Source organism: Streptomyces sp. NPDC093598, assembly GCF_044764825.1.
Lineage (GTDB): Bacteria > Actinomycetota > Actinomycetes > Streptomycetales > Streptomycetaceae > Streptomyces.
Map to the genome: position 1 here is coordinate 86,530 of NZ_JBIWIV010000023.1, position 13,355 is coordinate 99,884.

Consider the following 13,355-nt stretch of genomic DNA (forward strand, 5'->3'; position numbering starts at 1 on the left):
CGAGGCCGACACCGTCTTCCGTTCCACCGGACGGATTCCTGAGCCGCGACGGCCATCACGGCGCCCTTGTGCTCGGTGATCCGGACGTCGAGCGGGCCGTCGTCGGCGAACCACACGCTGGTACGGCCGGGCGGCGGTCAGTTCGCTGATTCAGCAATCGCTCGAAGAAGAGAGGAACTCCATGAGAAAGTCTTGGATTCTGTCCCTCATCACGCTGGTCACCGCCGCGCTGGGGGTGACAGCGGGAGGCGTGGCCCCTGCCTCCGCAGCCTCCACCACGCCCTTGCGGGTCATGCCGTTGGGTGACTCCATCACCTGGGGTGTGGGCAGCAGTACGGGCAACGGCTACCGGGGCCCGTTGTGGGACAAGCTTGCCGCGGACGGCCATCCGCTCGACTTCGTCGGCACGTTGCGGGGCGGTTCGATGTCCGACCCGGACAACCAAGGCCACTCGGGATATCGCATCGACCAGATCGCCGCACTCGCCGATGCCTCGCTCACCCGCTACCGGCCCAATGTCGTGACGCTGCACATCGGCACCAACGACCTAGACAGGTCCTACGAGGTCTCCACCGCCACCGCCCGGCTGAAGTCGCTGGTCGGCCAGATCACCGCCGCCGCCCCCGACGCGACCGTCCTCGTGGCCTCGCTGGTCGTGTCCACCAGCGGCTCGGAGGAGCGGTACCGGGCCGCGTACAACCAGGCCATCCCCCAGATCGTCAGTGAGGCACGGGCCGCGGGCAAGCGCGTCGCCTACGTGGACATGAGCAGCCTGACCACGGCCGACCTGGCCGACGCCCTGCATCCCAACGATTCGGGCTATCAGAAGATGGCCGACGTCTTCCACCGCGGCGTCAGGGCCGCGGACAGCGCCGGATGGCTGAAGAACCCCGCCCCCGCTCCCGCACGCGTACAGTCCGGTGTGGCCGGCAAGTGCATGGACGTCAAGGGCGCCGCCACCACCGACGGGACCGCCGTCCAGACGTGGAGCTGCGGCGACGGTGCCAACCACTTCTGGTCCGCCTACACCGACGGCACGCTGCGCTCCATGGGCAAGTGCCTCGACGCCGTCGGCGGAGCCACCGCCAACGGCACGAAAGTACAGCTCTGGTCCTGCCACGGCGGTGCCAACCAGGTATGGCAGCCCTACAACGGTGGCTACCGCAACCCCGCATCCGGTCGCTGCCTCGACGTTCCGGGCTCCTCCACGACCGACGGCACGCAGCTCCACCTGTGGGACTGCAACGGCGGCTCCAACCAGAAGTGGACCACTCTGACCGCCGGATGACCCCGCTCCCGGAATCTGAACCCTTTCCGGGCGCGGATTGCGGGAGAACACCGGTGGCGGGGCACGGTCGGGACCGGCTCCCGCTGTGGCGCCGGGGTTCCCAGCGCGCCGGAGACCTCAAAGACGACGGCTGACATCCAATTTCCGGCTCGCGGCAACCTTGTGTGACGTCTGTGACGACAAGGGAGCGGATCCGGCCAGTTCCAGTGGCCGGGATCCGGATTTCCACTGTTGAACAGCACGCAAGGAGAACGCCTCCCCATGAACAACCCCACGAACGGCGGGCGCCGCGGGCGTCACCGTCGCCGCTGGACCGCCACTGGTCTGCTGCTCGGCGTGCCCGCCGTTCTCGTGCCGTATCTCCTGATCGCGCAGGAGGACTCGCAGGCCGCGACGGTCGATGGCGATGCCTACTACCGGCTGGTCTCCGTGCGCAGCGGCAAGGTGCTGGACGTCAGCAGCTTCTCCACCGCCGACGGCACCCGTATCCAGCAGTGGACCGACCAGAACACCGCCAACCAGCAATGGAGGCTGCGGCCCACCAGGGACGGCTACTACGAGCTGGTCAACCGCAACAGCGGCAAAGTGCTGGGCATAGCGGGCGACTCGACCGCCCGGGCGGCCGCCACGGAGCAGCAGACCGACAGTTCCTCCACCTCCCAGGAGTGGAAGCTCAACGAGGTGAGTGGTTCCGACGCCGTCACCTTCACCTCGCGCAGGAGCGGCCAGCTGCTGGGCGTCTCCAAGGGTTCCGAGGCCGACGGCGCGGCAGTCGTCCAGTATCCCGCCACAGGCAGCGCCAACCAGCAGTGGAAGCTGGTGAAGACAGCCGAGACCCGGGCGGCCGGGGCGGGCACGGCGCGGACCACGGCCGCGGCCGGTCCGTATGTGTGGAAGAACGCCCAGGTGGTGGGCGGTGGTTATGTCACCGGACTGGTGTTCAACCAGCGGGAGAAGGGCCTGCTGTACGCGCGTACCGACATGGGCGGCGCCTACCGCTGGGACACCGGGGCCGAGCAGTGGATCCCGCTGACCGACTGGATCGGCGAGAAGGACTGGAACCTGCTGGGCATCGACTCGGTGGCCACCGACCCCGTCGACCCCAAGCGGCTCTACCTCGGGGCGGGCACCTACACCAACGAGTGGGCGGGCAACGGCGCGATCCTGCGCTCCACCGACCGGGGCCGCACCTTCAAGCGCACGAGTCTGCCCTTCAAGATCGGCGGCAACGAGGACGGCCGCGGCGCGGGCGAACGGCTCGTGATCGACCCCGCGAACCACCGCACCCTGCTGCTGGGCACCCGCAAGAACGGCCTGTGGCGCAGCACCGACTACGGCGTGACATGGCGGCAGGTCTCCTCGTTCCCCGTCAAGGACGGGGCGAGCAGCGGCGCGGGCATCTCCTTCGTGACGTACGGCCCGGCCGGCAGCAAGACGATCTACGTCGGTGTCGGGGACAAGTCCACCCCGCTGTACCGCTCCACCGACGGCGGCAACACCTGGCAGGCCGTCTCCGGGCAGCCCACCGGCCAGCTGCCGCAGCACGGCGTGCTCTCCGGTGACGGCTCGCTGTACCTGACGTACACCAACGCCCTCGGCCCCAACGGCGTGACGGGCGGTTCGGTGTGGAAGTACACGCCGGGCAGCGGGGCGTGGAAGAGCATCTCCCCGTCCAAGGGCGACTATGGCTTCTCCGGTCTGGCCGTCGACCCGCGCAAGCCCTCCACGGTGATGGTCACCACCCTCGGCCGCTGGTGGCCCGAGGACGAGATCTACCGCAGCACCGACGGCGGCACCACCTGGAAGGCCCTGGCCGACAAGTCCAAGCGCAACGCCTCCGCCGCTCCCTACGTCGGCACCCACACCGGGCACTGGATGACCGCCCTGGCCATCGATCCCTTCAACTCCGGGCACGTGCTGTACGGCACCGGCAACGGCATCCTGCGCAGCAAGGACGCCAATGCCTCCGACAGCGGCGGCACGAGCCACTGGAGCATGGGCGCCCGAGGGCTGGAAGAGACCGCGCTGCTGGACGCGATCGCCCCTCCCGGCGGCGCCAGCGTCATCACCGCCATGGGTGACCAGGGCGGCTTCCGGCACGACTCCCTGACCAAGGTGCCCTCCGGGCGGCTGAACAACCCGCTGATGACCAACAGCACCGACATCGACTTCGCCCAGTCCAAGCCCTCGATGATGGTCCGCGTCGGCCGTGGCGGCGCGCAGGACGGCGCCTACTCCACCGACGGCGGCAGCAGCTGGAACGGCTTCAAGGCCGAACCGGTGGCCAGTGCCCAGGACGGGCATGCCGCGCTCGCGGCGGACGGCTCCACCATCGTCTGGACCCAGGCCGGCCAGGACCCCTACCGCTCCACCGACAAGGGGGCGAGCTGGTCGAGGGTCAGCGGCCTGGGCAACGGCGCCGTGGTCGTCGCCGACCGCTCCTCGGCCAGGACCTTCTACTCGCTGTCGGGCGGCACGCTCTACGCCAGCACCGACGGCGGCGCGACCTTCACCGCCCGCGCCGGAAACCTGCCCGACGGCCGGCTCAAGGCCGTCCCCGGCATCGCCGGGGACCTGTGGATCGCCGGCGGCGGCAAGGGGCTGCTGCGCTCCACCGACGGCGGCCGGACCTTCACCACCCTCAGGTCGGTGCAGTCCGCCTCCGCCCTCGGCTTCGGCAAGGCCAAGCCGGGCACCAGATACCAGGCCCTGTACCTGATCGGCACCGTCAAGGACGTCACCGGCGTCTTCCGCTCCACCGACAAGGGCGCCACCTGGCTCCGCGTCAACGACAACGCCCACCAGTGGGGCGCCATCGGCGGCGTGGGCGTCATCACCGGCGACCCCGACACCTTCGGCCGCGTCTACGTCGGCACCAACGGACGCGGCCTGCAGTACGGCGACCCGTCCTGACCCGAGAGCCGTGGCGGGGCCGCAGCCGTGACGGCCTGCGGCCCCGCAGCTAGGTCCGCTGTCGTGGGACTGCCCTCAACCGCTCGGGCGTCTGCCCGTGCGGTGGCAGGGGTGGCGGGTTACGGGAGTGTGGTCCACTTCTGGTTGTTCTGGCCGTTGCAGGTCCACAGGACGACCGGGGTCCCGTTGGCGGTCCCTGCTTGTTGGGCGTCCAGGCAGAGCCCGGCGTGGACGTTGCGGATCGACCCGTCGGTCTGCCTGGTCCACTTCTGGTTGTTCTGGCCGTTGCAGGGCCAGATGACGACCCGTGTGCCGTTGGTGGTGCCCTGGTTGGAGGCGTCCAGGCACTTGTCGCCGTAGACGCGGATCTCGCCTCCGGCCCATGTGGTCCAGAGCTGGTTGGCGGCGGTGTGGCAGTCCCAGATCAGCGTCGCCGACCCGGCCGCGGTGGCGGCGCGGTCCACGTCCAGACAGCGGCCGGATCCACCACCGCGCAGACGTGCGGTGGTGGAGGCCAGCGGGCTGCCGCCGGTCATCTTGAACACGGCGACACCGTGCGCCGGGACGCTCGCCGAGATCTGCCCGGACGTGCTCGACGTGGCACCGGTCCACAGGTCGGTGAGGGTGAACGACCCTCCGGTGAGGCCGACCTGCGCGGCCGAGGCGGTGATGGTCGTGGTGCCCCCTCCCCGGTTGAACAGGCCCACGGCGACCGAGCCGTCGGACAGGGGCTTGGCGAACACCTCGGTGTCGCCGTCGTCGCGCACCCTGCGCCCGCCCGCGCCCAGCGGATCCTGGTTGACCGCCAGCAGACGGGGGTTGCGCAGGATCGCGCTCACGTCGGCGGACATGGTGCGGATGTCGTTGCCGGCCATGAGCGGGGCCGAGAGCAGCGACCACAGGGCGAAGTGGGAGCGGGACTCGGTCAGCGACAGACCGGGACGGCCGACGACCAGCATGTCGGGGTCGTTCCAGTTTCCCGGGCCCGACTGCGCGGCCAGCGGCGCGGTGACGTCCAGGACGTTGCCGACGCCCATCGGGTAGCTGTTGGTGTTGTTGTTCTGCCAGATGTCGAGCAGGTCCTCGGTCGTCCGCCACAGGTCGGCGACCTCACCCCAGTCGTACTTGTCGCCGGTGGGGGAGTGGAAGCTGTTGGGGTTGATGCTGTAGACGATCGGGCGGCCGGTGGCACGCAGGGCGTCGCGCATGGTCGTGAACTGCGCGATCTGCTCGTTGAGGGTGCCGCTGCCGGAACACCAGTCGTACTTGAGGTAGTCCACGCCCCATGAGGCGAACGTGGCGGCGTCCTGGGCCTCGTGACCCTTGCTGCCGGTGGAGCCGGGGTAGGTCCCCACGCCCTGCGCGCACGTCTTCTCGTTGGGCGCCTGGTAGATGCCGAACTTCAGGCCCTTGCCGTGGATGTAGTCCCCGAGCGCCTTCATGCCGCTGGGGAACTTGGTCGGGTTGGCCCGGAGGTTGCCCGCCGCGTCACGCTGCGGGTCGAACCAGCAGTCGTCGACGACGACGTACTGGTAGCCCGCGGCCTTCATGCCCGTGGACACCATCGCGTCGGCGGCCTGGCGGACCTGCGCCTCGGTGATCCCGCACCCGAAGCTGTTCCAGCTGTTCCAGCCCAGTGGCGGGGTGAGCGCCGGGCTGCCCGGCGCGGCCTCGGCGGTCGAGCCGGCGGAGGCGGTGACGCAGGCGGCGAGCGTCAGCGCGGTGGCCGTGAGGAGATGCAGTAGTCGTCTGCGCAGGGAAACCATGGGGGGTTCCTTCCTGGCCCGCGTAGCTGTGCGGGCCTGATGGGCCGCTCATGAGTTGGTGATCAGGTGCGCCCGGGTCAGCGCTGGAGGGTGAGCAGGGCCGGCCGGTACGGCAGCTTCAGGTAGTCGGTGCCGTCCGATGAGGGAGACCTGCCCTGGTAGAGGAACTGCAGGTTGCAGGGGTCGATGGTCATGGTCTGGTCGGCGTTGACGCGGACCAGGTCACCGTGGCTGATGTCGTTGGTCCAGGTCTGGTTGGTGTTGGCCTTGCCCGCGAAGGGGTTGCTCTCGCTGCCGGCCTGCTCGGTCCACGTGCCGGTCAGGCTGGTGGCGGTGAAGGAGCGGAAGTAGCGCCCGTTGACACCCCGCGCCTCGACGATCATGAGGTACTGGTTCTGGCCCTGGACTTTGTAGACCTCGGGGGCTTCGAACAGGCGCTCCTCGGTGTCGGTCATGACCGTGGTGTAGGAGGAGCCGAAGCTGCTGGGGAAGTTCCCGAGCGGCATGCTCGACCTGAAGATGCTGCCCTTGTCGTTGGCGAAGAACAGGTGGATGTTCTGGCCGTCGGCGATCAGGGTCGGGTCGATCGGGCCGCCGACCGGGACGCTGCCGGTGAACAGTGGCTGCGGGGCGGACCAGCCGTTGGGGTTGGTGGGGTCGCTGGACGTGCGGTAGGTGAAGGGCCAGTTGGTGCCCCACCCGTTCGAGGCCAGCACCCAGATGTTCCTGGTCGAGAGGTAGAACAGTTTGGGCGCCACCGCCGGCCCGCTTACTCCGTTCTGGGTGGCTGTGCTCATGTCGGACCAGTTCCTGAAGGGGCTGAACATCATCCCGCTCCAGGCGTTTCCGTCGGAGCTGGTGGCGTAGACCAGGTTCTGTCCGTTGAACGGGACGGTGGTGAAGTCCTTCAGCGCCAGCGAGCCGTTCGTCGGCTGCGCGAGCGGGCCGGTCGAGGACCACCGGTAGGCGGACGGAAGTGCGCACGTGGTCGGCGTCCCGGTCAGGCCGGTCCACTTCTGGTTGCTGCCGCCGTTGCAGTTCCAGAGCTGCACCGCTGTGCCGTTGGCGGTGGCGCCGCCCGAGACGTCCAGGCACAGCCCGGACTCCACGGCGACGATCGTACCGTCGGCGTTCGCCCTCCACTGCTGGTTGGTCCCGCCGTTGCAGGACCAGATCACCGGCCGGGTACCGGCCGTGGTGGCGTGGCCCGGAACGTCCAGGCACTTGTTGCCGTACACGGTGAGCTGGTTGTTGTCCGTCAGCGTCCACTGCTGGTTGGTCCCGCCGTGGCAGTCCCAGACCTGCACGTTCGTGCCGTCGGTCTGGCTGGTGCCCGGCACATCGAGGCACCGGCCGGAACCGGCGCCGCGCACGGTGCTCGTGGTGGCGGCCTGGGCGGGGTTGGCGACGAGTGTCGCCGCCGAAGCGAGCAGGGTCGCGAGCACGACTGACACGTGCCTGCGGCTGAAACCACGTCTGCGCATGGGGGTCTCATTCCTTGAGTGAGCGGTTCCGTTCGTCATGTTCGTCATGCCGAACAAGGGTCGAGCTGTCGAGCAGACAGAAGGGGGAGAGCGGCCTTCTGCCTCCGGGGCGGAACTCATATCCGCACGATGCGCCACCGGTTGTCGGCGGTGCCGTCGTCCGAATCCTGGATCGCGAACGCGCCGACAGAGGTGGAGTTGTTCGCGATGGCGAGCAACTTGCCGCTGTGCTCGTTGCGGATCTTGTACGTCCCGTCTCCCTGGTCGAGCAGTGTCCATCGGTGGTCGGCGGTGCCGTTGTCCGACCACTGCAGGACGGTCGCGTTGTCGTCCGTGGACATGTTCAAGATGCCGAGCACCTTGCCGCTGTGGGCGTTGCGGAAGCGGAACCCGTTTCCATCGGCGACCATGTGCCAGTCGTGGTCGGCGGTGCCCGAGTCGTGCCACTGGAGGGCGCGGCCGCCGTCGGCCGTGGACATGTCCTGGATGCCCAGCACGAGACCGCTGCCCACATTGGTGAGACGGACGGTGCCGCCGGCGTTCCAGTAGACGGTGTAGTTGTGGCCGTGCGCGTCGTGGAACGGGCCCAGGCTGACGGTGGAGCCGTTGGCGGTGGCGGTGAAGGCGAGTGACGTGCTGCTGGTCCGTCTGATCGAGGACGTGTTCAGCGAGGGGAGGGAGCTGAGCGTGGAATCGCCGTAGTTGCCGGACAGGACCACCGGACCGTAGGTGATCGCGGCGACGTTCGCGTTGTCGTTGGCCGCTCGCATGACGACCCGCATGGGCAGACGGACGGTGACCGTGTCGCCGGAGGTCCAGGAGCGGGTCAGGGTGGCGTAGCTGCCGGGCGTGGTGGCGATGTCCTGCCGCGTGCCGTTGACGCTGACGGTGGCCCCGGCGGTCCAGCCCGGGATGCGCAAGCGCATCGCCCAGGTTCCGCTGACGTTGCCGGTGATCTGCAGGGTCGTGGTGTCGCTGACGGGGTATGTCGTGGTCTGGGTGACCGTGATTCCGCGCTCCGACCAGGTGAGCACCGAGGGCACGAACAGGTTCACGATCAGCGTGTCGTCACTGCGGTAGTAGATGGAGTCCATCAGCCTGGTGTGCATCTCCAGGCCCGTGCCCTGGCAGCACCAGAACGTGCCGTAGTCGGTGCTCCAGGTGCCGCCGCCCCACGCGGGACCCACACCACGCCGGCCTCCCGGGTTGAGCGGGGTGAAGTAGGTGACGTGGCCGTGGGGGTCGGCCGGGTTCTGCTGGCCGATCATGTGGTTCAGCCACGCCCGCTCGTAGTAGTCGAACAGCGCGGCCCGGTTCGGGTCCAGCGCGAACAGTTCCCGGGTGAGGATGAGCATGTTGAAGGTGTTGCAGCTTTCGCAGGTGTCCTTGTTCAGGTAGCCGGCGATGGCGTTCGGGGCGCGGAAGTGCTCCGCCTGGCTGTTGCCGCCGATGGCATAGGTGTGCGAGTCGACGCAGAAGTTCCAGGCGTTGGTGGCGATGTCCCGGTAGCGGGTGGTGCCGGTCGCCTTGTACTCCCGCGCGGCCCCGATCCACTTGGGTACCTGGGTGTTGGCGTGCAGTCCGCTGAGCCGGTCCTGGTTGGCCGCCAGCGGGTCGAACACCGCCGCGTGGTCGAACCGTCGGGCGACGGTGAGCCACCGCGCGTCGCCCGTCTGCTGGTAGAGATCGGTCAGCACGGCGTTCATGCCGCCGAACTCGGTTCCCAGCATGGCCTGCATCTGCTGGCCGCTCAGCCGGCCGGTGCGCCGGTCCACCCATCCCGCCAGGGCGAGCAGCACGTCACGGGCTTGTGTGCTGCCGATGTGGCGCCATACGTCCAGCAGGCCGGCGAGGGTCTTGTGGATGGTGTAGTACGGCACGTTGCCGTTGCTCAGGGTCCGTTGCTCGAGAGCGGTGAAGTCGGACTCGGGGTAGCCGGAGAGGTACCCGGCGTTGAAACCGGCGGCACTGTTGTTGGCCTGGCACTTGGCCAGCTCCGCGACCATGTGGGTCGCCTTGTCCCGGCAGACGGTGTCCCCGGTCACGGCGTACAGCTGTGCCCATGCCGTGAGGAAGTGCCCTTGGACATGGGTGCGGAAGGGGAAGTCGGGCGCGTCCCAACCGCCGTTCGAAGACGCGCCGTTGGTGGACAGCCGGTGGTTGGCGCGGAAGTTGTACAGCAGTCGGTCGATATCGACGAACCGCAGGTAGTTCCGCGTGCGGTTCTGGTTGTCCAGCCAGCGGCTCGCGGTGAGCCGGACCTGGTCGAGTGCGAAGGGGTGCGCGGAGACCCCGATGTCGACCCTTGCGGGCGGCACGGCCGCGTGGGCGGGGGACGCGCAGACGAAGGATCCGGTGGCAGAGGCGGCGGCGGTGGCCCCGACTGCTTGCAGTAAGCGCCGTCTGCTGACGGAGGAAGACATCTTGAACCTTTCGGTGAGGGAAGAGTGACTGCTTGGTTCGTAGGAGCGTTCGCTCGCATGTCCGACGGTCGGGTGCAGTACGTCACGGACTTGCCTGCTGCCGACGTGCCGTCACACATGGCAGGCCGACGGCATCACGGCGGAGCCGTTGGTGGCGGCCGCCGTGCCGGCGAGAGCCGATGCGCGTGTGGTTGCGTATCCACGCGGTGAGGGCCGTGGCCTGGACCGGGGCGCGCCTGGAACGTGCTGCGGCATGTGGTTCCTCGTCTCCGGGGCCGCCGGATGCAGCCGTGGCGTCTGACGGGGCGACAGGGGGGCCGCGCCGCCGCGTGGGTCCACGACGGCCCGGCCGGGGGTTGGACAGGTCAGGCCCAGGGGCTGACCACCGTGAAGGAGCTGTCGGCGCGGAAGGTGTCGGTGTTCTGGTAGAGGTCCATGCGCAGCGCGTAGTTGTAGTGGCGGAGGTAACGGCCCGGGTAGTTGTACGACTCCAGGCTCACCGAGCCCGCGGTCGCGCCCGGACGGGCGCAGTACGTGGCGTCCTTGTCGAAGACGGCCGTGCCGCTGCTGCTGTCGAAGCGGATCCGGTAGTCCCAGTGCCGCAGATAGCGTCCGGCGGAGTCGCGGAAGGAGTAGCAGTTGGCGTCCGCGAGTCCGGGGACGACGGTGAAGGTGGCGCTCTGCTTGACGGTGGTGCTGCTGGAGGATGTCACCGGGTCGATGTAGCCGAGGTTGTCGGAGCGCACCACGGCGTAACGGCTCGGGAAGTTGACGGACTGGAGGGACCGAGTGGTGTTGGCCGGGAGGGTGACGCCACCGGAGACGGTCTCCTTCAGCACCGTCGCGTGGCGTATGGAGCCGGACAGTCCGGGCACCTCGGTGGGCGTGGACCAGGTGGCGAAGTTGTCGTAGCTGTCGCTGTACCAGTACTTCCCGGCGCGGTAACCGTCGTAGTAGATGCGCCAGCCTCCGTTGTCGAGCCGGACCAGGGCCGGGCCCTCGACCCAGTCGCCGAAGCCCGCCCAGTCGCCGGTCTTCTTGACGGTGTACGGGCCGGTGAGGCTGGAGGCGGTGGCGTACTCGATGTACTTCGTCGTCTCGTTCTTGGTGAACGCGTGGTAGGTGGAACCGACCTTGACGACGAAGGTGTCGATGTAGTTCGGGCCGATGCCGGACAGCTGCGTGGGCGCCGACCAGGCGGTCAGCGCGGAGTTGGTCGCCGTGATCTTGTAGGCGGTGAAGTGGGTCGCGGTGCTCGCCGACGTCAGGGACACGATGACGTTGACGCTGCCATCGGTGTCGATGAACCACTCGGGCGCCCAGGTGCGGGTCAGCCCGCTGATCGGGATCGTGTGGTTGTACAGGAATGTCCAGTTCACTCGGTCGGTGCTCCGGGCGAAACCGATCGTGTTCCCGGTCCAGTTGGTGGTGTAAGTGAGGTAGTAGAAGCCGTCGGTGTGCTTGAAGATGCTGGGGTCTCGGATCAGACCGGACGGCGGGGTGTAGGACGGGCCCTTCCGCAGGGTGAATCCGGTGGCGTCCGGCGAGTCGTACACGTACATGTTCGACTCGCTGCTGTTGGTGAATGCGGTCATCGTGTACCGCGTCGTCTGTCCCGCCGGCGGGTGGGCGGCTCCGGCCGTACCGGCGAAGGCGGTGGTGAGGCCCAGCAGGGCGGCCACCGAGGCGAGGAGGGCGAGGACCGCCCTGAGGGTTTTGTCCAACGCTCGTCCCATTTCTGCGTGAACTGCCCTGACGCTTGAGAGGTTGTTCGAAGTTCCGAACTGCGTGCGGTACTTCGAGCAGAAGATAGGTATGGGCCGTGCTTCCGTCAATGTTTCCGACGGGTTCCGTTTCCGGTGCGGCTCGGGTCACCCGGGCGGCGGGGTGGCAGTGCCGTAGCGCACGTTGAACTCCGTACGAGGTCTCTTGTCCGTTCTGCGACCATTCCGCACAGCTGGACGTGACCCACGTTCGCACCACCGGACACTTCTCGCGTCGGCCGGCCCCCGCAGGGCCGCATGCGCGTGTGCAGGATGCGTTGCTCTTCGCTCCACCCGCCGCGACTCATCGGCTCGGATCAGGAACCGCGCGAGAGGTGCACCGAGGGCGGACCTGCGGGGAGCGGAGCGGCTCAGTTCTCCCCTCGCACAAGGCTGTTCACCGAACATCCCGCCGGGTACCGCGCCACGGTGCTCCGTGTTCGAGCGGCCGGTGCCCTGGCCGTCGTCGGGCGCGCACCGGAGCACGGTCCGTGGTCGTGACGCCGGACTGCCCGGCACGTCGTCCCCGACGAGCCCTGGTGGCGGCTGGAAGACCCGCCGCTGACGGCCGGCTGGCTCCTGGTGCGCGGTCAAGTCGCCCGTCCGACAAGACGGAAGCCTCCGGCACGGACGCTTTCGAGCGCGGCCAGGCGGGAACGACAAGTCTGTCGAAACAGCCGCTTGTCACCGCGTCGCCCTTGGGCGTACCGTCCGAACCGGCCCCGGTCCGATCGGCGTACCGGGCTCGTTGTGGTCATCACGTGACCACCGACCCAACCTCCCGCGACTGCAACAAGGCGTCAGTTCTCGACGTGGTCCTCTCCCATGCCCCCTTGACACGGAACAAGCTCACCGAGCTGACAGGCCTGAGCAGGGCCACGGTCTTCAGAGCAGTGGAGGAGATCTGGGCCGACGGCTTCCTCGTCGAGTGCGGGGTCGACGAGGTCACCGGCCCGGTCGCCGGTCCACGTATCTGGACCTGTCCGGCAAGGCCGGCCACGTCGTCGGTATCAGCTTCGGCGCCAAGACCACCGGTGTCCTGGTGACCGACCTGAGAGGCCGCGTGATCCAGCACGTGACGGTGCGCCGATCACCAGGAGGTCAGGGACGCCGCACGGTGGCTGGTCGACCTGATCGCGCAGGCCGCCGAATCCGCACAGGGCCCCCTGCGTCAGATCGTCGCCGCCGTGCCCGGGCGGGTCCGGGGCGGCACGGAAATCTTCGGCCCCGCGGAGGTGATGAAGATCTTCGCGGGCTCCGGCCTCCAGCGAGCCATCGCAGATGTCGACATCGTGCTTCCACAGGTGCGCGGGCGGCTCGACCAGAGCCTTCCGGCGGTGCCGGAGATCAGGACGGGTCCGCACCTGGTCGGTCTGTCGACGGCTCAAGGCCCCGGACCCGGGGGGGCGAGCATTCGATCCGCATCGGCCCGGTCGCCGCCCGCGGCCTCGACATGGACCACTGGTCACAGCATCGGCGTCACTCCGGCCAAGGCCCACCAACTCGCCGAAGGCGACGGCTTTGACCGGAGCAAGAGCCGGGTCGGATGCGCTGCCGAACCGCTGCCGCAGGTCCGTGCCCTGCTACAGCACCCTTTCGAGGAATGCCTGGGTTCGTTTCTCGCGGGGATTGGCCAGCACTTCACGGGCGTCGCCGCGTTCCACCGCGATGCCGCCGTCCATGAACAGCACCTCGTCGGCGACCTCGCGGGCGAAGCC

Annotated in this window: 7 protein-coding genes and 1 pseudogene; 4 read left to right on the plus strand and 4 right to left on the minus strand. The window is 68.6% G+C overall.

Annotated elements, in window-relative coordinates; all coding sequences use genetic code 11:
* The first annotated feature begins 181 nt into the window (after positions 1-181).
* Positions 182-1,288 carry a ricin-type beta-trefoil lectin domain protein gene (locus tag ACIRDU_RS36885; protein WP_403588295.1) on the plus strand — a complete coding sequence of 369 codons (1,107 nt, stop codon included), beginning with the start codon at positions 182-184 and terminating at the stop codon, positions 1,286-1,288.
* Between the two features lie 261 nt (positions 1,289-1,549).
* A complete protein-coding gene (locus ACIRDU_RS36890) occupies positions 1,550-4,201 on the plus strand; it encodes an RICIN domain-containing protein (RefSeq protein ID WP_403588297.1) in 2,652 nt (883 codons plus the stop codon).
* Positions 4,202-4,320: 119 nt separating this feature from the next.
* Here ACIRDU_RS36890 and ACIRDU_RS36895 read toward each other — a convergent pair whose 3' ends face one another.
* The 4 genes from ACIRDU_RS36895 to ACIRDU_RS36910 form a co-directional block, all read right to left on the minus strand.
* Positions 4,321-5,967, minus strand: a complete 1,647-nt coding sequence (locus tag ACIRDU_RS36895; RefSeq protein ID WP_403588299.1) for a glycoside hydrolase family 27 protein — start codon at positions 5,965-5,967, stop codon at positions 4,321-4,323.
* A gap of 77 nt (positions 5,968-6,044) precedes the next feature.
* Positions 6,045-7,451, minus strand: a complete 1,407-nt coding sequence (locus ACIRDU_RS36900) for a non-reducing end alpha-L-arabinofuranosidase family hydrolase (RefSeq protein ID WP_403588301.1) — start codon at positions 7,449-7,451, stop codon at positions 6,045-6,047.
* A gap of 116 nt (positions 7,452-7,567) precedes the next feature.
* Complete coding sequence (locus ACIRDU_RS36905; RefSeq protein ID WP_403588303.1) at positions 7,568-9,874, minus strand: beta-L-arabinofuranosidase domain-containing protein; 2,307 nt, start codon at positions 9,872-9,874, stop codon at positions 7,568-7,570.
* Between the two features lie 365 nt (positions 9,875-10,239).
* Positions 10,240-11,598 (minus strand): glycoside hydrolase family 43 protein, encoded by a 1,359-nt coding sequence (locus ACIRDU_RS36910; protein WP_403588305.1) that lies wholly within the window; start codon positions 11,596-11,598, stop codon positions 10,240-10,242.
* An 800-nt stretch (positions 11,599-12,398) separates the two neighbouring features.
* Between ACIRDU_RS36910 and ACIRDU_RS36915 the strand changes: the two genes are divergently transcribed.
* On the plus strand, positions 12,399-12,683 hold the full coding sequence (locus ACIRDU_RS36915; RefSeq protein ID WP_403588307.1) for a hypothetical protein: 285 nt from the start codon (positions 12,399-12,401) through the stop codon (positions 12,681-12,683).
* Positions 12,684-12,824: 141 nt separating this feature from the next.
* Positions 12,825-13,355: pseudogene (locus tag ACIRDU_RS36920) on the plus strand (hypothetical protein); the annotation flags it as partial.

What these genes read in the sequence shown, in the direction of transcription:
- ACIRDU_RS36885 (WP_403588295.1), top strand. Translation starts at nt 182, where the DNA reads ATGAGAAAGTCTTGGATTCTGTCCCTCATCACGCTGGTCACCGCCGCG.
- ACIRDU_RS36890 (WP_403588297.1), top strand. Translation starts at nt 1,550, where the DNA reads ATGAACAACCCCACGAACGGCGGGCGCCGCGGGCGTCACCGTCGCCGC.
- ACIRDU_RS36895 (WP_403588299.1), bottom strand. Translation starts at nt 5,967, where the DNA reads ATGGTTTCCCTGCGCAGACGACTACTGCATCTCCTCACGGCCACCGCG.
- ACIRDU_RS36900 (WP_403588301.1), bottom strand. Translation starts at nt 7,451, where the DNA reads ATGCGCAGACGTGGTTTCAGCCGCAGGCACGTGTCAGTCGTGCTCGCG.
- ACIRDU_RS36905 (WP_403588303.1), bottom strand. Translation starts at nt 9,874, where the DNA reads ATGTCTTCCTCCGTCAGCAGACGGCGCTTACTGCAAGCAGTCGGGGCC.